Source organism: Janthinobacterium sp. PLB04, assembly GCF_021165895.1.
GTDB lineage: Bacteria > Pseudomonadota > Gammaproteobacteria > Burkholderiales > Burkholderiaceae_D > Janthinobacterium > Janthinobacterium lividum.
Genome location: NZ_CP088968.1, coordinates 4,319,215 through 4,341,172, shown reverse-complemented (window position 1 = coordinate 4,341,172; position 21,958 = coordinate 4,319,215). Strand labels below are relative to the sequence as shown.

12 protein-coding genes, 1 tRNA gene and 1 pseudogene are annotated in these 21,958 nt (G+C 60.4%); 4 read left to right on the top strand and 10 right to left on the bottom strand.

The annotated features are described in order from the left end of the window. Positions 1 to 475: 475 nt before the first annotated feature. On the top strand, positions 476 to 1,918 hold the full coding sequence (locus LSO07_RS19060; RefSeq protein WP_151097774.1) for a nucleobase:cation symporter-2 family protein: 1,443 nt from the start codon (positions 476 to 478) through the stop codon (positions 1,916 to 1,918). 27 nt (positions 1,919 to 1,945) lie between these two features. On the opposite strand, the gene LSO07_RS19055 is transcribed toward LSO07_RS19060, so the two are convergent. The 3 genes from LSO07_RS19055 to LSO07_RS19040 form a co-directional block, all read right to left on the bottom strand. Continuing rightward, entirely contained in the window at positions 1,946 to 6,988 is a 5,043-nt protein-coding gene (locus tag LSO07_RS19055) for a diguanylate cyclase domain-containing protein (RefSeq protein WP_151096285.1), read from the bottom strand. A 261-nt stretch (positions 6,989 to 7,249) separates the two neighbouring features. Next, positions 7,250 to 9,511: a phosphocholine-specific phospholipase C gene (locus LSO07_RS19050; RefSeq protein WP_151096284.1), complete on the bottom strand. Its 2,262-nt coding sequence runs from the start codon at positions 9,509 to 9,511 to the stop codon at positions 7,250 to 7,252. Positions 9,512 to 10,836: 1,325 nt separating this feature from the next. Beyond that, a tRNA-Leu gene (locus LSO07_RS19040) sits at positions 10,837 to 10,923 on the bottom strand. Between the two features lie 104 nt (positions 10,924 to 11,027). Between LSO07_RS19040 and LSO07_RS19035 the strand changes: the two are divergent. Both LSO07_RS19035 and LSO07_RS19030 read left to right on the top strand, forming a co-directional pair. Continuing rightward, positions 11,028 to 11,305 (top strand): annotated as a pseudogene (locus LSO07_RS19035) (IS110 family transposase); the annotation flags it as partial. Positions 11,306 to 11,679: 374 nt separating this feature from the next. Then, positions 11,680 to 13,497 carry a hypothetical protein gene (locus LSO07_RS19030; RefSeq protein WP_151096283.1) on the top strand — a complete coding sequence of 606 codons (1,818 nt, stop codon included), beginning with the start codon at positions 11,680 to 11,682 and terminating at the stop codon, positions 13,495 to 13,497. A gap of 84 nt (positions 13,498 to 13,581) precedes the next feature. On the opposite strand, the gene LSO07_RS19025 is transcribed toward LSO07_RS19030, so the two are convergent. The 7 genes from LSO07_RS19025 to LSO07_RS18990 form a co-directional block, all read right to left on the bottom strand. Next, complete coding sequence (locus tag LSO07_RS19025; protein WP_151097768.1) at positions 13,582 to 15,885, bottom strand: TonB-dependent receptor; 2,304 nt, start codon at positions 15,883 to 15,885, stop codon at positions 13,582 to 13,584. Positions 15,886 to 16,326: 441 nt separating this feature from the next. Next, on the bottom strand, positions 16,327 to 18,051 hold the full coding sequence (locus tag LSO07_RS28400) for a methyl-accepting chemotaxis protein (protein ID WP_151096282.1): 1,725 nt from the start codon (positions 18,049 to 18,051) through the stop codon (positions 16,327 to 16,329). A gap of 313 nt (positions 18,052 to 18,364) precedes the next feature. Next, positions 18,365 to 18,760 (bottom strand): nuclear transport factor 2 family protein, encoded by a 396-nt coding sequence (locus LSO07_RS19010; protein ID WP_151096281.1) that lies wholly within the window; start codon positions 18,758 to 18,760, stop codon positions 18,365 to 18,367. Between the two features lie 11 nt (positions 18,761 to 18,771). Further along, entirely contained in the window at positions 18,772 to 18,984 is a 213-nt protein-coding gene (locus tag LSO07_RS19005; RefSeq protein WP_092605562.1) for a hypothetical protein, read from the bottom strand. Positions 18,985 to 19,063: 79 nt separating this feature from the next. Then, a complete protein-coding gene (locus LSO07_RS19000; protein ID WP_161789550.1) occupies positions 19,064 to 19,567 on the bottom strand; it encodes a DUF2939 domain-containing protein in 504 nt (167 codons plus the stop codon). Between the two features lie 125 nt (positions 19,568 to 19,692). Then, positions 19,693 to 20,139 carry a DUF2939 domain-containing protein gene (locus tag LSO07_RS18995; RefSeq protein WP_151096279.1) on the bottom strand — a complete coding sequence of 149 codons (447 nt, stop codon included), beginning with the start codon at positions 20,137 to 20,139 and terminating at the stop codon, positions 19,693 to 19,695. A 36-nt stretch (positions 20,140 to 20,175) separates the two neighbouring features. Next, positions 20,176 to 20,868 (bottom strand): hypothetical protein, encoded by a 693-nt coding sequence (locus LSO07_RS18990; protein WP_151096278.1) that lies wholly within the window; start codon positions 20,866 to 20,868, stop codon positions 20,176 to 20,178. A 227-nt stretch (positions 20,869 to 21,095) separates the two neighbouring features. Between LSO07_RS18990 and LSO07_RS18985 the strand changes: the two genes are divergently transcribed. Then, positions 21,096 to 21,932: a hypothetical protein gene (locus LSO07_RS18985; RefSeq protein WP_070257620.1), complete on the top strand. Its 837-nt coding sequence runs from the start codon at positions 21,096 to 21,098 to the stop codon at positions 21,930 to 21,932. The last annotated feature ends 26 nt before the right edge of the window (positions 21,933 to 21,958 follow it).

Here is a 21,958-nt window from a genome sequence, read left to right as displayed (position 1 = left end):
CTGTTTGCAGTCGGCTTGCAGCTTGCTTGCGCCGCGCGTGATTCCCTGAGGTCGTCGCCTGGCGCCACTCGCCATGCCAGAGTCCCAGAGTCCCAGACCTTGATACCGCTTCGTCGTACCAGGTCTGGACGCCGCTTCCGATGCTGCCTTCTGGTGCGGCCGCGTGCCGGCGCGCCAGAAAACAGTGCACGGCAGCGCGTCCAGCATCCGATTTTTACAGCCGCGATGCTATTTCGGCACAATTACTGTATACAATTTACCTGGCACGATGCATGCATGGTATTCCTTGGTCGTCCCATCCAAGGAGCTTCGCATGCATCATCCGCAGCCAGTGCGTTCCTGTCGTCCCGTTTCTCTCTTGCTTTTCCCTTTCATCTGCGCCCATCCGGGCCGCGGTAACCCAGGAAATGGAGCGTAAATGGCCACTCCCCGTCTGAAATCCATCCACCGCAGCGTGCCGGGCGCCACGCCTGCCATGCCATCGCCCGTCGATGAAGTCCTGCCAGCCGGCAAACTGTTCACGCTGGGCTTACAGCATGTGCTCGTCATGTATGCGGGCGCCATCGCCGTGCCTCTGATCGTCGGCCGTGCCCTCAAGCTGCCGCCCGAGCAGGTGGCGGCGCTGATCAGTGCCGATCTTTTCTGCTGCGGCCTCGTCACTCTGATCCAGTCCCTGGGGATAGGCAAGTACTTCGGCATCCGCCTGCCCGTGATGATGGGTGTGACCTTTGCCGCCGTCAGTCCCATGCTGGCCATGGCGAACAATCCGGCCCTGGGAATCACCGGCATCTTTGGCGCCGTGATCGGCGCCGGCGTCGTGTCCATGCTGATCGCTCCCTTCATCAGCCGCCTGCTGGCCCTGTTTCCGCCCGTGGTCACGGGCAGCATCATTGCCGTGATCGGCGTGTCGCTGATGCGCGTGGGCGTGAACTGGGCCATGGGCGGGCCGCCGGCCATGGCCCAGATTGCCGATCCTGCCTTCGTCAAGATGGCCGCTGCCGCCACGGCGGCCGGCTTGCCCGCGCCAGCCGGTCCCGTGCCCATGATTGCCAACCCCGGCTATGGCGCGCTCGATAACATGGGCATTGCCTTCTTCGTGCTGGCTGTCATCTTGTTGGTGGCCAAGTATGGCCGTGGTTTCCTGTCGAATATTGCGGTATTGATCGGCATCATCGCCGGTACCGCCCTGTCGTTGGCCCTGGGCAAGGCCGATTTCGCCAAGGTGGCCAGCGCCAAGGCCTTTGCCATCGTCACGCCATTCCAGTTCGGCATGCCGACCTTCGACGTGGTTGCCATCGTCACGATGAGCCTGGTGATGATCGTCGTCATGATCGAGTCGCTGGGCATGTTTCTGGCGCTGGGAGAAATGACGGACAAGCGCATCACGCAGGCCGATATCAGCCGTGGCTTGCGCGTCGATGGCCTGGGCACCTTGATCGGAGGCATCTTCAATACCTTCCCGTACACCTCGTTCTCGCAAAATGTGGGCCTGGTGGGTGTAACGGGCGTGCGCAGCCGCTGGGTCTGCGTCGCGGCCGGCATCATCCTGCTCGTCATGGGCGTGATTCCAAAGATCGCGCAGACGGCCGAAGCCGTGCCGGCGTTCGTGCTGGGCGGGGCAGGGCTGGTGATGTTCGGCATGGTCGCCGCCACCGGAATCCGCATCCTGGCTGGCGTCGACTACAAGAGCAACCGCAACAACCTGTTCATCGTGGCCCTGTCGATCGGTTTCGGCATGCTGCCGCTGGTGGCCGAGCAATACGCGCAGCACATGCCCAAGGCCCTGTCGCCGCTGCTGCACAGCGGCATCTTGCTCGCTGCCATCGTCGCCGTGCTGCTCAATCTGTTCTTTAATGGAGTGGCGTCGCAGGAAAAGGCGCAGGAGCAGGCGCGCGCGAACAGTCATGGCAGCGATTGAGGAGCCGCCCCGTACCGCGAATGCAGGTCAGCCAGGCGGCAGAATCCGCTGCACCACGCAATTGCGTCCCGCATCCTTGGCCTGGTACAGCGCGGCATCGGCCAGGCGCAGCAGGGCGTCCGGATCGGCGGCGCCCGGCGCCAGCTGGATCGCGATGCCGACGCTGATCGTCACCTGTTGCGTCTGCGTACTCGCGTGGACGATGCCCAGATCTTCGATGGCGCGCCGCAGCGCTTCGCCGATCTGCTGCGCTTCGTCCGTACCGGTATTTGGCAGCACGATTGAAAACTCTTCGCCGCCGTAGCGCGCCGTCAGGTCGCCCGCGCGCCGCATGCCGGCCGCCAGCGCCTGCGCGACCCGGATCAGGCAGGTATCGCCAGCCTGGTGGCCGTGACGGTCGTTGAATAGCTTGAAGTAGTCGACATCGAGCATGATGACGGCGAGGGGCTGGCCGACGCGCGTGGCACGCGCACATTCGGTGCGCAGCACGTCGTCGAAATGGCGCCGGTTCGACAGGCCCGTCAGGCCATCGGTGATGGACAGGGTCGCCAGTTTGCGGTTGGCGTCTTCCAGCTGTTCCGTGCGGTCGGCAACGCGCCGCTCCAGGCTGTCATGCAGCCTGGCGCTGGAGATCGAGATCATCGCCTGTGCGCCGAGCATGCGCAGGAATGCGACGCGTTCTTCCGTAAACGAGGCGTCTGCCAGCCGGTTCTCGAAGTACAGGATGCCGTCGATCTGGCCGCCGTGCCGTATCGGCAGGCACATGACGGCGCGCGGCCGCTGCAACTGCACGTACGGGTCGGCGGCAAAGCGCGAGGCGCCCGTGATGCAATCCTCGATCACCTCGGCGCCTGTGCGGATGACGTAGCGCAGCAACGACAGCGGAAATTGCGGATCGCTGGCGGCGTTCAGGTCGATCAGCCGGGATTGCAGGACGGTGGTGGCGTCGCCATCGAGATTGGCCTCCAGCCGGTAGCTGCCTTCGGATAGCAGCAGCAGGCGCGCTACCTGGCCGCCTGCGTTCTCGCACACGATGGAGATCAGGCGTGTCAGTACGTTGCGCAGGCCGACTTCGTTCGACAGGATTTGTGCCGCCTTCAGCAGCGATACCAGGTCGAGCGCTGAACTGCCGTGCGTGTGGGAGATGGAATGCCGCTGCGTGCTGCGGCCGTCCATCCTTGACAGCAGCGCGGCGTGGCGCCGCTGCAGCTGCGCCACTTTGCCCTCCGCGCCCCACTGGCCGTAATGCGCGATGGCGTCGCGGATGAATACGGCGGCCACGCGCGCCTGTCCCTGGTCGTGCCAGCATTCGCCGCATAGTTCGTTGCCCAGCGCTTGCATGTTGACGTAGCCTGCCAGGCTGGCGGCGTCGATCGCCTGCTGATAAAGGCGCGTAGCCAGCGGCAGATCTTCGCGGTAGCGTGCCATCTCGGCCATCACCAGCAGATGTTTGGCGTCGCTATTGTCCGAGCCTTGCCTGGCCCACTCGGTGAGACTCGCCTGCAGCGTGCCGATCACTGTCAGCATATCGCCCGTGTCGGCGCGCGCAGGAGCGCGCCGCAACGCGCGGATCAGGATCAGCGCGGCGTAGAAGCTGCATTCGGCAACCTTGGCCTGGCCGCGCATGATCTGCGTGACGATGCCGAGCTGGTCGGCCAGCAGTTCGGCGTCGGCGCCGTCGAACAGGTAGGCGTTGCGGATCTTCCCTTGCAGGAAGTAGGCGCGGTACAGGTGCGACTCGCCATATTGTGCGAGGAAGCGCGCCTCGCTGAAGGCCGCATCGTCGTAACTGTCATGGCGGGGCAGGAGGCCCATCAGGCACTTGATCGGCTGGACCGCGGCGGCGACGCAGCAGTCGGCCATCGCCTGCTGGCCATTGGCGCGCATCAGCGCCAGGTCGTGCTCGATGTCGTGCATCAGGTGCGGCAGGTAGTCGCCGAGGATGATCCGGTCGGTGGCGCGCACGGCCGCCACCACGCCGACCTGCACGAAATCGGCGATTTCCAGCGCCCAGCCAAACGCTTCTTCGTACAGGGCGTCCGAGCCGCGCAGCGGCTGCGTCCAGTGGTTACTGAGCGCGCCGAACATCAGGCCCGTGAGGGTGCGCGTCTGCAGATTGGCACGGCGTCTGGCCAGCGCCATCGCCATCGCGCCGAAGTCATAGCCGCGCGCGACGTCGCCGCTGTACAGCGCCAGCATCATCGCGTAGCCGACATACGCGACAGCGCTGAAATCGCTGTTCCCCCGCTGCATGGACAGGCGCGTCATCGACACCACCATCAGCGCGCTGAGATCCTGCTGGCCGGCATAGTAGCTGGCCATCCACAGGCCCTGCATCATTTGCATCGCGGCCACCGCGTCCGGCTCGCACATGTCGTCGGCCTCCAGCAAGGTCGCGGGCGCATGCGCGCCGGGTTGCCGCCCGATGTCGGCGAGGATATCGTTGAAGCGTGTCTTCATATGCGCCACATCGTGCGGAATGTCGATGTGCAGCAGCGACAGGCCGTCGCGCTGCACGGCGATGGCGTCGAGCAGGCGGCCCTGCAATTGATACTGGTGCGCCTGGATGGCAATGCAGCGTACCTGCAGCAAGGAGCCCAAGACACGGGAGCGCACCAGTGGATAGATCGCCTCGGCGACATCAAACTGGCCACACAGGTAGGCCGCTTCGGCCGCGCCCAGCTGCAGTTCGAGCCAGAGGCCGGCGTGGACGTTCCATGCGTCCGCCGGCAGAAGGTTGAGACCGATGCGCATGTGCTCCAGGGTGGACTGGAACGCGGCAGAACGCCGTGCCTTGACGCCGGCCTGGAGATTGAGCGTCGCCAGCTGCGCGCGCTCGCCCGCATCGCCGATCAGCGCACGCCCCGCGTTGAGCTGCTCGACGATGTCAAACAGTGTCTCGTCCTGGCGCTCGGGTGCCGTATGTCGCAGGAGCAGACGACCGATGAGAAGATGGTTGGCCACCCGCGTAGCGGCATCGGCGACCAGGTAGGCTGCTTGCTGCACCCGGTCATGCAGGAAGCGGTAACTGACGCCGCTGTTGCCCGCAGCGGTGTCGCCGTTGACGTATTTATAGCGTTCGTCGAGCGGCTGGATCAATCCCGCCCTGAGTGCCGGCCACAAGTCTTGCTGTGTTTGCCGGGGAGCGCGCTCCACTGCCAGCGCAAGCGTGTCGAGCGTGAAGCGGTTGCCGCTGGAGGCGGCCAGTTGCAGCAGGTGCTGCGTTACGCTGGGCAGGCGGCGGATTTTTTCCAGCAGCACCTCGACCACGTTATCTGTGTATTTGGCCTGTTCAATCGCGGGCAAGTCCCAGTCCCAGCAATCGTCGGCGGCCCGGTAGCGCAGATGCCCTGTCTCATTGAGCGCAGCGAGGAACTGGTTGAGGAAAAAGGGATTGCCGGCCGTCTTGCGGTAGCAAATGCTGGTCAGTGGCGCGCAATCGGGGGCCGCCACGCGCACGGTGGCCGACACCATTTGCGCCACCTGCGGCTCGGTCAGTGCGCTCAGCAATAGCGTCGACAGGCGTACGTCACGGGCGAGCAGCTTGTCGCGCAGGGCGATGAGCGGGTGCGCGGCGCCTACTTCGTTGTCGCGGTAGGCGCCGATGACCAGCATGCAGCTCCTGTCGCAGGAGACCATGAGCCGTTCGATCATCCGCAGCGTGGCCGCATCGGCCCATTGCAGGTCGTCGAGGAACAGCACCAGAGGATGCCCGGCGCAGGCGAAGACTTCGACGAAGCGGGGGAACAGCCGGTCCAGGCGCAGCTGGGCTTGTGCCGGCGCCGACGCGGGCATCGCGTCGGTGGGGCCGACGATCAAGGCCAGTTGGGGAATCAGCTCGACGATCACCCCCACGCCGCTGCCCAGGGCCTGGTGCAGTTTTGCGGACCACTGCCGCAGCGTTTCCTCGGGCTGGCCGAGCAACTGGCGCACCAGCCCCTGGAAGGCCTGGATCAGCGAGGCATACGGTACGTCGCGCTGGAGCTGGTCAAATTTGCCGGACAGAAAGCGGCCGCGCCGGGCGATGATGGGTTTTTGCACCTCGTTGACGACCGCCGACTTGCCGATACCCGAATGGCCGGCCACCAGCAGCATCTCGCACGTGCCTGCGGCACTGCGCTCAAACGCCGCCAGCAGCACGGCGATGGCATCCTCGCGCCCGTGCAGCGTTTGTGGCACAAGGAAGCGGCCGTCGTGGTCGGACAGCTTGAGCGCTTGCGCCGGCTTTTTCGCGCGGCAGGCTTCGAGGTCGCTGCGCAAGCCTTGCAGGCTCTGGTAGCGTTGATCGGCATTTTTTTCCAGCAGCCGCTGGATGATCGGCAGCAGCGGGCCAGGCAAGCTTGCCAGCGCAGGGTGCGACCAGTCCGGGCTGCGCGCAATATGGCAATGCACGAGTTCCATCTCGTCGCCCGTCTCGAATGGCGCCTGGCCGGCCAGCAGTTCGTAGAAGGTGGCGCCGAGCGCATAGAAATCGGCGCGCCAATCGACCCGCCGGTTCATGCGCCCCGTCTGCTCCGGCGCCATGTAACGCAGCGTGCCTTCCAGTGTCTGGAGATTGACGATGCCATGGCTTTCAGAGGGCAGTTCACAGGCGATGCCGAAATCGATCAGCTGCAGCAGACGCCGCTCGGCATTCCACACCAGATTGGAGGGATTGATGTCCTTGTGGATCACGCCCTGACGATGGACCTCGTCCAGCACCGCGCACAGTTGCAGCGCGATGTCGAAAAAATCGTCCAGCGCCAATGCGGGCTGCGACGGCGTCCTGCGCGCCGCCACCTGCGCGCGCAACACCTGGTCGAGCGCCAGGCCGCCGGTATCTTCCTGGATCATCGTCCAGCGCCCGCCGTGCAGCTGCAGCGCCAGCGGATGCGCCACGCCAGGATGGCGGCAGCGGCGCGCGATCGCATACTCGCGCTTGAATTGTGCCAGTTGCTGAAATGAGGGGAACTGCTGATTCGGCATCTTGACGATCAGCGTCGTGCCATCGGCGGCCCGGGCGCGGTAAACCCGAGAGCGGGCACCGCTGTGCAGCTGTTTGATGATCTCGTAGTCGAAAAGGGAGCGCATGGGCTGGGCTTGGCGTTACACAGACAGTTGCGGGAGCCCTGAGGCGCACATTTCGGAATATTAGTTGATTGTTAGTATTATATCAGTAGGGAGTCATGGGGGACGGAGCGGGGCGATGGGCTGTGTTGTAAAAACGCCAGCGGGGGCGCTGGCGAGTACGGGGTGTGGGAATTGATCGAGATGATGGTGCGGCCCTGCGGCGCACCCCGGCATCGGGTTGACTATGCGCCGCAGCCTTATCAATTCAGGCTCACTTTTGAGTTATGAGCGTCCCAGGGACGGGTCGCTCACGGAGTCCTTGCCATTCTCGATTCGCCCGGCGACGCGGCGCCGGAAAGTTTTCTGGGTACTGCAGGTAACCGAGAAGTCATACCAGTTGCCGCTGTTGGCCAGGGACCAGTGAAATGATCCCACCTCACCGGCGGCTACCTCGATTGTCCAGGGGCCATCGCTTCGATATGCCTCTGCCGATATTGTGAATAAGCAACGGGCGCTGCTTTTGTTGTGCAGTTTGAGAGCGAGTTCAGTGGGGCTGCACGTCATATAGCAGACCTGAATTTCCGGACCTCTAGTATCCGCCTGTTCCTTGAGGTCGCCAACAAAGTGGCGATGAAATCCGTTGGGGCCGAGCACCCACAGGCGGTACGAACCGCCATCGGACGCAACTTCCCAACTGCCCTCCAGCGTCTTGCCGGCCTCTACGACGTAGCGCCGCGGGATCCTATCCAGATGCAACTCGTCGTACACGTGAAACACCGCGCCAGCCTGGTTGCTGCTGTCGTTGGCAAATACCAGCGTTACTTTTTTTGCGCCGGAGTCGGCGCGAGCGGTCACATGTAAAACATAAGGCAGGGCACGCGATGGACGGGTGCCACCAGCCTGCACCGGCAATATGGCGGTTGTAGAAGCCAACGGTCTCGCCAGCGTGCGGGCTCTGCTCTGGCTTAGCGCCAGCGCATCCACATCTGCTTTGCTGCCATGCCCGGTGAGCGTAGGCAACGCCCCCGCATTCGGGCTGATAAAATTAAAGCAAGAGGTGAGGTCGCCACAGACAGCACGCCGATAGGCGCTGATCTGCGGCTCGAGGACACCGAATCGCTTCTCGAGAAATTGCAGTACCGAAGTATGGTCGAAGACCTGCGAGTTGACCCAGCCGCCACGACTCCACGGTGAAACTATCCACATCGGCACACGCAGTCCTGGTCCGTACGGTCGGCCATCAATGCCTGGTTGAATGCTGGTCGCCGGTTTATGGTTGTGGTATTCGACCGCGATGTCGGCCTTGCTGAGCGTGGTGGCGCCTGCGACGCTGCCGTCAGAATTGACCGATGGCGCGCACGGTGGCGGCAAGTGGTCGAAGAAACCGTCGTTCTCGTCAAAGTTGATCAGTAGCACTGTCTTGCTCCACACCTCAGGATTCGCCGTGAGTGCATCGAGAACCTGCTGGATATACCAGCCGCCCTGGGCAGGGCTGGAGCATTCAGGATGCTCGCTGTAGGCCGAGGGTGCAATGATCCAAGATACCGCTGGCAGCTTGCCGTTGTTGATGTCTTCGCGGAAAGTTTCCAGGAAGCCATGGGGCATGGTGTTGTGGAATCCCTTGGCCAACGGGCTGAGGGTGTCGTCAATGCTGGATTGATAGAATGGTCCGGCGCGGGTGACATCCTGGGTGATATCGGTGGCGGGAACATGGAGTGGACGGCGACTGGCGGGAAGTTTTTCAATTTCAGCGCGCCAGTGGCGAAAACTCATCATCTCATTGCAACCAAAGTTGTCGATCAGACTCTGGTACACCTTCCAACGCACCCCCGCCTTTTCCAGGCGGTCTGCATATGTCGTCCAGGTCCATCCTTCACTCGAAGGCCCGATGTCATTACCGCCGTTGTACTGGTTGTTGAGTACAGCTATCTCCACTCTTTTGCCATCGATGGGACTGCGGCCGTTAGGGCCATTTGTGCCAGTAAAATAGAACAGCCGGTTCGCAATTGTCCCCGTGTGCATGCCACAGTGATAGTGGTCACAGACGGTAAAGGCATCGGCCAGCGCACGTTGAAACGGAACTTCCGCAGTATCGAAATATCCCATGGAAAGGGCACCCTTGGAGTCCGGCCAACGATTCATCCGGCCGTGGTCCCACGCCGCCTGTGAGTCGCCCCATGTGTGCGGTGTGCTGCCGGCGCGTTGCGCATTGCCCTTTGCTTCATCAAGGTGGAATGGAATATACGTTCCGGCAGGCTTTGTCTGGGTCTGGTACATGATGTTGGACCCGTTCGGCGATGGCGCAACGAATCGATCCCCATATCCCCGAACGCCCTTGAAGGTTCCGAAGTGGCTATCGAATGAGCGGTTTTCCAACATGATCATGACGACATGTTGAACATCATTGATCGTCCCCGTGACGTTGTTGGCTTCGATCGCCAGGGCGCGCCGGATCGACGGCGGGAATGCGGACAAGGCGGCAATGGACGCCATCGTGCCGAACGAATTGCGCAGGAACTGGCGTTTGGAATTGTTTGTGGACATGGTGGGGGCTGCAGGTAGCGATGTTTGGTGGATGGGTGGTCAGGTGGTGCTGCTTGCTTGGCGAAATGCAGGCCGGTCGGCACGTCCGTCCTGGATGTCAAATAGACGCCTGGCGTTCACCATGTCAGGGAGAGGGTGCGCATTGCGACTTCTCACACGTCGACGGAGGCGGGCTGGGGCTTAGAACCGGAGCCGGAGCCGAGGCCGAAGTTCCGCCACCACAGGCTGCCAGTGCGCATAGCCATGACAATGACAATACGAGCCGGAGGCGGTCACGCGACAGACGCAAGGTTTGGGAAGTTGTTTTCATTTTGGTATGCAAAAAGGTTGACTGCAAACGCAATGACCTGTCTGAATGTGCTGCGTGATCATCCAGTCTTGGACACTGTAGAGGTTTGTTCATGGGTATTTGCATTGCACTGCAATACCCTGAACCAGGGAAGTGCGGATCAACTCTCTTTCTTAGAGAGTTTGACGTCTCAAATGATCGAACGGCGAGCCGACCAAGCGCATTTCCTGTCTGGCGGTGCCGGGCAACTTGTCCCAAGGGGGCTCGTTGTCGATCATGGACATGAAGCGGCCGCCTCGGATCAGTTTTTTCTTTGCGGGGGATTCCAAGTCTGAAAAGCTCTTTTGCATGATCGATGGCGGCTTATGAGAGTAGTTATATTGTCTCAGATCACCGCACCGCAGGGAATGGCGGCCGATGAATTAATTGTGCTTCTTGAAGAAACCGAATGAAGTCTCTAAATCTTCTCCAGGAAGATGAATGGCTGGACCAGTAGAAAAAAAGCCTGGCATATGGTAGTACGAAAAACGGTTGTAGCGATGCGCAAAAAACTGAGTAGAGGCATTCACTCTTCGAGCATGTCATTGCTGCGTCATGTATCGAAGTTTATTCGTACTGCAATCAATGATGTTGATTAAAAGCAGCTCTTCAGCATAGGAAGCATCTTATCGACTTCCGCCATTTGACTAAGGTGACATGCCTGTAGCGGATGAGAAAATTAACCAGATTTTTCACCACACCGAGGCATTCAAATTGTCATGGCAAAGTCATAGATAACCGCTATACGCATCGCAGAAAATCAAATGTTTCAATACCTTTCGCTTTCCCCAACGAAACGAAGTACGCCATCAAGATTGCGTTTTTGGTTTCATGAAGATCGGACAAAACATGGGGCCATCTTGAATTTTTCCGGCTTTGCCATTGCCGGGTTTTTTGGTGAGTCTGATCAAGACGAGTACCTGGACGTAAAAAAGCCACTAACCCATTGATTATATTGGGTTTAGTGGCTTTTTCGATGTTTCCAAATTCTGTGCGCTGGTGCCCGGAGCCGGAATCGAACCGGCACGCCCTTACAGGCGGGAGATTTTAAGTCTCCAGTGTCTACCAGTTTCACCATCCGGGCAGCGCGGCAAGATTCTAGCACAAGTGATATAGATAACGCCATGCTGCGCCGCATTTGCGTCAGTCCGGTTGATCGAGTTACTTCTCCAGATTGGTGGGTGCTTACTGGACAACGTTACGCTCGTCGGCATTGATCTCGGCAAATACAGTCTTCATGTCCACGGACAGGAGCGTGGTGGAAAATATTGCCGCGCAAGGGGGGCAGAAGTAAATAACTGATCGAGTTTTTCGCCAAATTCTACCCATACACCATTGTCATGGCGGCTTGTGCGGAAGCGAACTTCATTGATGCCGAAGCCATTTGCGCGGCGGCTAGCCGCTCCGCCATGCGTTTCGTCGCGCCCACAATGGAGGCTCAACAAACACTCCCGGCGCCGCAACGTGCGTGCCATTCTTGTAGCACGCTTATCTTGCGGCTCTTTTAAGCGGCGACAGGCGCGACCCTCATCGTAGCGAGAAGAATCATCTCCCGCCAGACGTCGGACAGATTGAAGCGAGCCTGCTTGCATCATTCACAATCAGCTTGCAAAGGGAGGGTAACCATAGGATAGATAACCATAGATTTTTATGGCCGCAAGGTCAACGTAAGGAGGGGGCAAAAATCAGCACCTCCATCTCATGCGAGGCTGCGATCATTGCAAGCCCGGCCAAGGTGCGCGAGCAAAGCGGCCATATCCTTGCCATCACTGCCCCCAAGGCTTGAATCACGCGTCCCGCACGCCGGGACGCTTCCTCAATTTCTTGTTTGAAAGTTGTCATGCAAAAAAAAATCGCTAGTACCGAACCGCACACTACTACTGCTTCAGAGGAGGGCCGTGAATTGAATGCGATCCCGCTGAGCCTTGATATCAATGTGCCGAAAGGATTGACATGGCTCGACGATACTCTGAGCGGCATTGATCTGTACGATAAAGGGTTTATTCGCCGGCCTTCCCTGTTTTTCGATCCCAGCGCCACATCCAGCCTTGGACTGGGAACGTTGAAACATCCGTATTTCACGCAGGCCCAGTTAATGCTGGTAATTAATGGAAATATGTCCGGGCAGGTACTGGGCATGAAGCGGGGAACGACCTTGCGCGTGACGGGCCCAATGGGCCTGCAACTGGACGTGTACGGTTCGCCTGGCAAGCCATTCACCATTTGCCCGTATGGCGATGCCGAAGCATTACCCATCATTACGAGTGGCGCGGTCGTCCTGAACTGGACGCTGGTGGACGGCGCAGCGAATATCTGGTCCTATCCCATGGGCGCCATTGAGCATGACTGCTGGCAAAATGAAGTGCGTCTGTGGAAGAAGACATTTGCTGGCAGCGCCGCAGCAAGCCTGATCACGGAAGGCAGCAGTGCGTACGTTAACGGCATCTTGTACGTGCGCCCCTACGGCGGTGAGGATCCACGTCTGGGACAAATGGAGGTTTCGAGTAGCCAGCATGGCATCATGATCAACTACTCGAACGTGCCGCACACCGGGCACATCCATGTCTGCGGCCTTGATGTGCGCAAGGCACGCAATGTCTCCATTTCGGTGACGCCTCCGACGTCTGGAGTGGTCGATGCCATCGTCAGTGTCACCGATATCAGCCTGGTCGGTTGCCGCGCTACCCAGGCTGGCGCCGATGGTCCTGTGCTTGCCTCGGACGGTATCGCTATCATTGGACTGTCAGACGCGATACGCCTGAAAGGGGGCTACGTGGCAGGGAACCGCATCGACGATGTGCTTAACAACGCGATTGAATACAGCTGCACTTCGGGACTTATCGTTGAAAAGAATAACAGCAGCAATTGCGGCGGCAATTCAATCGTGGAGCTCTGGTCATCCAACGATAACAGCATCATCCGCTACAACTATGGCTATTACAGCACGACGCGCGACCGGCGCCATCTTGCTTATGCTTCCGGTGGTATTTGGTTCGCCAACAACTATCACAGTGCTGGCAGCCTGGCCAACAACGATACCACGAACACCAGGAATTTCGATAACGTTGCGCATCACAATATGATTGTCTTGCCAGGACTTCGCGGAGTGCGCATATCGGGAGGGAAGGGATTGAGTGTCTATCAAAACACGATCTATTACGATGAGGCGCTAACCGATCCCGCAGGCAAGCAGCAGTGTACGGCACTTTATGTCGACGGGACTGCAGCCGATGGCTTCGTCAATTTCAGCAACAACCTTGTATATTTCAAGCGCGATCCGCTTGTGGCGCGTTTCCCCCGCATGGTCAATCTGAACCCTGGAGCCGGCCGTCCGACGGGCGACCGGAATATTTATTTCACGGAAGGAAGCGGTATGAGCGGCGACGGTTTTTACACAGGAGCTGATGGCACGACAAACAATATCGTGACCTACAAGGCGCGTATGGCCGGCAGCAGTTTTGATCAAAATAGTATCTTTGGTCCGCATTTCATAGGTAGTAACGCGACCGTGGCCAATATGGGGATGCATGACGAGAGCATGCGCATCGTGTCAGCCGGACATGTCGGGAAGGTGGTGGCGAATATCGGCAGGCGTTACTTTGACGGACAGCCTTACGCGCCCGACAATGCCACAATAGGCGCATTATCGGGACGCTGAAGCGGGGTTGCCAGCGGACGGGCATGAAAAATGCCGTTCAGCTGGCGCCGAGGGCATTCCTGTGCGCGGTGCTTCCGGCGGCTATCAGAACGTCGCCTTGAACTGCACCCCATATGTGCGCGGTTCGTTGACGATGCCCGTCAGGTTGTCGAAATCGATGGCGCCCAGCGACTGGATCTGATTGGTGATGTTGCGCCCGTACGCGGACAGTTCATAGCGGTCCCATTTGTAGCCGACGCGCAAGCCGCCTTCCAGCAATTCCTTGGCCTTGTATTCCTTCGCTTCATACAGGAAGAAGTTGTAGCTGGTGCGGTAGGCCCAGTCCGTGTAGGCGTAGAACTCGCCATTGGCGAGGGGAATGCTGTATTTCAGGGTGAAGTTGGTTTGCCATTCCGGCGCGCGCGGCAGCGGGTTGCCGTCGATGTAGGCCGTGCCTTTGAACGGGCCCAGCGGGTCGGTGACGGTACAGCCGCTGGCCGGGTTGTTTTGCGCGTTGCCGCAGCTTTGCACGAATAGCTTCTTGTCCTGGATTTCTGTGTGGTTATAGCTGCCGCCCAGGGTCATGCTGAGCGAGTCGCTGAGGTTCGCCTGGAAATCGAGTTCCACGCCACTGCCCGTGGCCTTGTCGGCGTTGATCAGCTGGTTCATGTTGACGGCGCCACTGCCAGCCGTCAGCTGCTTGTCTTTTACACGGTACTGGAACACGGCCAGGCTCAGGCGCGCGCGCTTGTCGAACAGATCCTGCTTGATGCCGGCCTCGACGGACAGCGCTTTCTCGGCGCCGGCAAACGAGGGGCGGTCGGCCAGGCCGTTCAGGCGTCCCTGCATCGACGGCGCGCGGTAGCCGGTGGCGATGCGCGCGTAGGCATTGGTTTCCGGCGTCAGCACATAGGTGCCGCTCACGTCCCAGCTGATGTTGTGCGAGGTGTCGTTCAGGTTGAAGGGGCCGGCCGTGGTCGCTTCCACCCGCTTGGCGGAAAAATCCTTCTTGTCGGTCGTGTAGCGCAGGCCGGCACGCAGTTTCAGGGCGTCCGAGACCGTGTAGTTGAGCGAGCCGAAGGCCGCGTACGACTTCGAACTCTGGTTTTGCGTGGCGTAGGCGCTGTTTTGCGGATTGCCGGGCGCCAGGCTGTCAAAGCTGATGCTGTCGATCTGGATATCTTCCTTGAAGTAGAACAAGCCGGCTATCCATTGCAGCGGGCCGCGGGCAGACGATTCGGCGCGGAATTCCTGCGAAATCTGCTTGTGGTTGGGGATCACGTCGGCCGTTTCCACGACGAAGGGGATGAAGCCCGGGCCCATCGGCGGGGCATACACGGCGCCATAGCCGCCGTCGACGTCGGCGCGGCTGAAGAAATCGAGTTTTTCGTAGCCGGTGATCGAATGCAGGGTGACCCCGGGCAAGTCCCATTTCAGGCGCATGCTGCCGCCCTTGGTTTTCAGGTGCTGGCGGTTGATGCCGTCGGTCGGGTAGTTATCGTAATCAAAGCCGTCGACCAGGTCGTTGGTGCCTTGCTTGAGGATATTGGCGCGGAACAGCGTGGCCGTGCCGTCGAGGTTGCGCGCGTGCACGTTGAACAGGGCGCTGAAGTCGCGCGTGGGCTTGACCAGCACCTGCAGGCGGCCTGCGCTGTCTTCATAGCCTTCGAAGTCGCGCGTGCCGGTCGGGCGCGGGTTGTGCACGCGGTCGTCGCGGCGCTGCGTCTGGCCGGAAAAGCGCAGGGCTACCGTGTCGCTGACCGGCACGTTGAAGGCGCCTTCCAGGTTCTTCATGCCATCCTTGCCGAAGCCGCCGCTCAGGTAGCCCTCTGTCTTGAAGACGGGCTTGGCGGAATCGAACTTGATCACACCGGCCGGCGAGTTGCGGCCGAACAAGGTGCCTTGCGGGCCGCGCAATACTTCGACCTGGTCGACGTCAAACACGGGAAAACCTTTCAGCATGGCGTTTTCCTGCACCACGTCATCCATCACCAGGCCCACGGGCTGCGAGGCATTCAGGTCGAAGTCGGTATTGCCCAGGCCGCGAATGTAGAAGCGGGGAAAGGTGCGGCCGTAATCCGATTCGACGGACACGCTGGGCGATCGGCTGTTGAGGAAGCGGATGTCGGCGCCGCCGGCCGTCAGGGTGTCGAGCTTATCGCCTTTCAGGGTGGCGATGGACATGGGCACGTCCTTGATGTTTTCCGCGCGCCGCTGCGCCGTCACGATCACCGTTTCCAGCTGGCCAGGGCCGGCCTGTGCCGCCGGAGCCGCAGGCGCGTCGGCGGCTGGCGCCGGGATGCTGTCCTGTGCCTGCGCCATCGCCTGCAGGGGGAAGGCGGCAGTGATTGCCAGGGCAATCAGGGTGTGGCGTATTGTGCTGGCGCGTGTGCTGGCATGCGGTGTCATCATGAAACGGCTCCTGTCGGTGAAGGTTGTTGGGGCACTGCTAGCTGGCGCTGGCCAGCTGGACGAAAAATCATGCTAGCACGGAAAGTTTTGGTATTCATGCCATTTTCCAGCGACGGCTATTCATATCCGTTTCGACTGAATACACGAATAAAATCGTATTTGTCGTCAATATCTGGCGGGTGCATAGTGGAGTGCCGCCAGGCTTGCGCGAGCGCAAAAGTGGCCTGGCATGGGGATGGAGTTTCCTGCGGGAGCGCAAAAAGAGGGATGGCTTTTGCCGTGCTGCCCATGTCCGGACAGTGGAAATACAACAACTGCCGCGGATTTTTTCGGCAGGGGCGTGTTGTTGCTGCGCGACAGGGGACGGTGCCGGTGGCGGCTATCTCCTGCGCGCGTCACGGGGGCATGCGTGGCGGCATGCCCATATCGGTTTAACGCTTAAAACTCTTCCCAATCGCCGGCCGTCACGGTCTCCGCTTGCGCCGCACGGTGTTTTGCCGGCGCTGCCTGGCGCTTGACGGTGCTGCTGGCCGGGGCCGGTACCAGGCGCAGCGGCTTGCGGCTGGCGCGCGCTGATGCTGGCGTGGGCGCCGCCACATGGCCGTCGTGCGTCTTGAAGATGCTCACCGTCTGCACCAGGTGGCTGGCCTGGTCGCGCAGGGATTCGGCCGCCGCCGCCGCTTCTTCCACCAGCGACGCGTTTTGTTGCGTGACGCTATCCATCTGGGCCACCGCCTGATTGATCTGCTCGATGCCGGTGGTCTGTTCCTGGCTGGCCATCGTGATGTCAGCGATGATGTTGCTGACGCGGGCGACACTGGCGACCACCTCGGACATCGTCGTACCCGCTTGCGCCGCCAGCCTGGCGCCCGCATCGACGCGGCTCACGGAATCGTCGATCAGCGTCTTGATTTCCTTGGCCGCGCTGGCGCTGCGCTGGGCCAGGCCGCGCACTTCGGTGGCCACGACGGCGAAGCCGCGGCCCTGTTCACCGGCACGCGCCGCTTCCACGGCGGCATTCAGGGCCAGGATATTGGTCTGGAAGGCGATGCCGTCAATGACGCTGATGATGTCGACAATCTTGCGCGACGATTCGCTGATCAGGTCCATGGTGCCCATCACTTGTCCCACCACGGCGCCGCCCTTGCTGGCGACGTCCGAGGCGGTCGTGGCCAGCACATTGGCTTCGCGGGCATTTTCCGCATTCTTGCGCACGGTGCTGGTGAGTTCTTCCATCGAGGAAGCGGTTTCTTCCAGTGAGCTGGCCTGCTGTTCCGTGCGCAGCGACAGGTCGCTATTGCCGGTGGAAATTTCCGTGGCGGCAAGGGCTACCGTGTCGGAATCCTGGCGGACGGAGGACACAACCGAAGTCAGCGATACCTGCATGCGCTGCAGCGCGGACAGCACGCTGACGCTATCGTTCGGAGCGACGCTGAGTTTTCCTGTCAGGTCGCCCGCGGCAAGCAGGCTGACGGCGTCGCACAGCTGTTTCGGTTCGGCGCCCAGCGCCTTGAGCAGGTGACGCGTGATGAGCCAACCCGCCAGGGCCGCCAGCACGATGGACAGCAAGCTGGCGCCGATCAGGATATTCCTGTTGAGAATGTAGCGTTCGTTGTCTTCCTGCAGGATGAGAGCGGAGCGCTGGTCCGTCAGGGCGAAATATTCATTGCTGGCGGCGACGAGGGCGGCCAGCAGCGGGCGGCATTCCTCGTTCATCTTGACGATGGCTTGTTCGGTTTTCTTTTGCAGCGCCAGGTCCACGATGCCTAGCGCCACGGGAGCATAGCGTTTTTCGATACTGTCGATCTTGCTGATGATGGCGCGCACCTCGTCCGATACCTCCGGCTGCTGTGCCAGCTGCAGCAGCTGCTGCATGTTCCTGACGACATCGGCGTGCGCCTGCAAGACCTGCCTGCGTTCGATTTCCAGGTCTTCCGGCTTGGTGACGAGTACCAGGTTCCTGGCCGCCACGGCACGCATATCGATCGCGTCACGCACGCGGTGCGCCGTATTGGCGCGGGCCGTGATGCCGTTGACATACTGGTCAAAGCCGGTGTTGAAGGTGGAAAAACTGCGCACGGACAAGACCGAGATGCCGATGAGGAAAAAGACCAGCAGGCCGAAAGCCAGAGTGAGCTGGGTGCGTACGGTGAATTTATCCATGATGTCTCTCCCAAAAATACGTGGTGACGATTAGAAAGGGGGCTTGCGCGGGACGAGGGCAGGCGATTGCCTGGCAACGAATCGTGGCCTGCGCAGTGCTTCTCTATCCAGAACACGGATTCGTGGTGTGAGGATCGCGTTACTTGAAAACTGATTTAAATAATTAATTTGTTTTATTTATTAAAATCATTTTTACATAAAAAATTCAGTAAATCAATGAGATTTTACAGATCAAAAAACAACTTTTCGACATGTGCAGCTTGTTCCCGCGCCTGTGGAGCGGGCGTGGGAAAAGCGTCCGAGGGGCGGAGAATCAGCCGGGAATCGGCGTGCCCTGGTGAAAGGCCATTTGCCAGCGGCCATCGCGCCACTTCCACAGCGAACTGCGCAAGCTGGCGCTGGCGGGCAGGGCGCTGCTGGCGTGCCGCTGCGAGCGGTAGGTAACGAAGGCAACATCCTCGGCCAGCAAGCGGGCCTGGAAATCGCTGATGCTGCGCAGGCAAAAATCTTCTGCCGGCAGATCGGCCAAGGTCGCCGCGCGCGTCCAGAGATTGCCCGAGCTGCCGAATTCGAAGAACTCGTCGGCCAGCAGAGCTGCCAGCCTGGCGCTGTCAGCGCGCACCGCCTGGCTTTGCAGCGCCGCTTCCAGCGCCTGCAACTGCGCCGCCAGGTGTGCGTTGCCTTGCGTACTGTCCCGCGTGCGGTCCATTGCCAAGGTCTTCAGATGGGAAACGCGCCGGCGCCCGATACATTCAGGCAGGCGACCTTGTCGCTGGAAAAGTACTTGATTTGTCCCAGGCCGATGGCGTAGCAGCCGTCACTGAGCGGGGAAATGGGGCCGGTGAGTTTCTCACCGCTGGTCAGGGTCACCACCCACGGCGTGGTGGCCGGTTTGCCCGCGTGGGTCAGGGCGTGTTGTACCAGGTCTGACATGTTGCCTCCGTTGGAAATCAAAACCCGATGATAGCAGTGTCGCACCGCCGCTGGTTTGCCGCTACGCTGGCCTGGTGCCTTACGCGTCGGCCAGCAGGTTTTTCGGCAGGGCCACCGACACCAGCTTCCAGTGCCACAGGCCGTCGCGCGCCAGGGTCAGCTCGCCGATATGGCTTTTGCTGTGCGCGCGCTGCACCACGACGCTATCCCAGGAGGTGTAGCGCAGTTTGTAGTCGGGTTTGGTAGTACGCTTGCGCCCGCTGATATCGCTGACCTTGGCGATCGGTTTTTCATAGCGGTCATTGAGCTTCATCAAGGCGACGATGCCCTCGGGCATCAGCATGGTATCGAGCAAAGGGTCGATGACGTCGGGGCTGATGTCGTCGGCCACTTCCGGCGCCGAGAACAGGGCATGCAGTTGCTGCCCCAGGCTGCCGCGCAGCTGGGGCAGGTCGATATGCGCGGCCAGGGCCTGGGTATCCTCGTCCATCGTGGCCGCGCGTATCTTGTTCATGGTGAAATACGGGCTGCCATAGAAGACGCCGGCCAGCGCGACCAGTGCCACTACAGCAAGAAGCATCATTCTTTTCATTGTGCAATCTTTTGGATGCCTGGCGACCCGGTGCGCCTGAAGTGTTGGCATTCTACATAATATTTCCCAAAATCAATATGGCAGTTTAGGTAAGTGTTGTTTTAGATCAAGTTTCTTTAAAGTAATTCCGGCGGCAAGGTGATGTCCGTCAGTTTCCAGTCCCAGATGCCATGGCGGCGCAGCAAAAATTGGCTGGCGGCGGGGCCAGCGCCGCTGCGCCGCAGCACCACTTCGTTCCACGAGCGGTATGCCATGCCAAAGTCGTGGCGCTTGCCGTCCGCCCCCTGCTTGCCGTGCAGGATCAATACCGTAATGCCGGGCGGCGAGACGATGGTGTCGAGCATTTCCTTGAAATCCTCCTCGTTGGCCGTTTCGCCGGCCGCCCGCAACTGGCGCGCCACGCTGGCGCGCACGGCGGGCAGGTCGGCCTGCTGTGCCAGGGTTTCCAGGCGCACGGATTTCGCCGCGATGCTGATGCGGTACATGGCGATGTAGGGGCTGACCCAGGTGAAGCCGATGGCGGCAACGGTAAAAATGATCGCGGTGGCGTACTTTCTTTTCATACTATATCTGCTTGGATCGCAGCTTGCCCGTGAGAGTCAATAGCCGCCAAGGATCTGGTATTCCAGGCCCTGATTTCCTGCGCTGCGTACCTGGATCCTGACTTTCCTGAAGGTGATTTCTGCAGGAAAACTGGTGATCTCAAACGATAAGTCTTGCGAAAACGAAGGCCGTGCCAGGTTGCCCGCATACTCCCGGTAGGCAATGCGCAAGGTTTGATTGCTGTAGCCCTGGTATAGCAATTGCGAATTGATGGACCTGTCGATAGGTGCTGTTTCCACTCCCGGGCCGAATTTGATGCCGGGGCTGACATCTTCATGCCACCACGCCAGATCGCTTGCGATCATTACTTGGTCCAGCAGGCCATCATTGTTGCGGTCGGCAAAACAGGCATTCTTGGTCATTCCGGGTAGCAACATGTTGAATACCTGCCGTTCAGTGCAGTAAGCAGGTTTCCCCTCGACATCGGCGCGGTACAGGAAGTCGCCCTCGATGACGGCGACACGTCCGCCGCCGATTGACACGGCGCGCCCGTCGTAAATCTGATACCCCGTTTTGCTTGTGTACTGGAAGGTGGACAATAGTGCTTCACCAGCAGTGACCTTTGAAACGATGTTCAGTTGCGGATCATGGCCGATGCGCTCCATCGTGCGGGTCGTCTCGCGGACCTCCATGGTGGCGCACCCGCTGAGTACCAGGGCAGCGATGGCGACGCGGTATAACTTTTTCATTGATTTCCTTGTTTGTCTTCGGAGCGCTCATGCGCAAGCAGGCGCGAGTAAGGGGAATGGTAGCTAAATATTGCCAAATGATAAGTTCAGTTGCCTATGAAAGAAAGGGAAAATGCGCTTTTTGCCATTGTGACGGACGATGGCGGACCTCGATCAGCTGGATGGGTGGCGGATGGTGTAGCATTCGTGCCGGCGCGGACCATCGCGCCGCAATATTGAGGACAACCATGAATATCACTATCAATCAGGTGCTGCAGTCGTATATCGATCCGCTCACCGCCAGCGAATACGCGGCGCTCGAACGCAGCCTGCTGGCCGAAGGCTGCCGCGACGCGCTGGTGCTGTGGAACGACGTGCTGATCGACGGGCATAACCGCTACGCCATCTGCCGCCAGCACGGCATCGAATTCAAGACCATCCAGAACACCAGCTTTACCTCGCTCGACGATGTCATGCTGTGGATGATCGACAATCACCTGGCGCGCCGCAGCGTGTCGGACTTCCAGCGCGGCGTGCTGGCCCTGCGCAAGAAGGAAATCGTCGCCGCGCGCAGCCCGGCGCCCGTCAGCGCCCAGGATGCGCCGGACGGCGAAAACGCGCCCAAGCCGGCCATGAGCACGCGCGAAGAGGTGGCCAAGGCGGCGAGATTGAGCAGCAACCAGATCAGCCAGATCGAGAAGATCCAGAAGGCCGCTTCGCCGGAACTGGTGGAAGCCGTCCGCTCGGGCACGATTTCCATCAATGCGGCGGCCACCGTGGCGTCCCTGCCGCCGGAAGAGCAGGTGGCGGCCGTCGCCGGCGGCAAGAAATTATTACGCCAGGCGGCCAAGGAAATCCGCGAACAGCGCGCCGCCACGCGCACGCCGCGCGAGCCGAAGGTGCATGTATCGCAGGACACGCCGGAAACGGGCAACGAGCCGTGGGCGGAGAACGCGGCGCAGGCGCCGTCCGAAGCGGAACGCCTGCGCGGCGAGATCGCCAGCCTGAAACAGAAGGTGGCGCAGCTGCAGGCGGAAAATACCGAATTGAACCAGCGCATCGCCGCGCTGATCGATGCATCCTGATTGCCGACTTGATTCTGGAGTAGTGC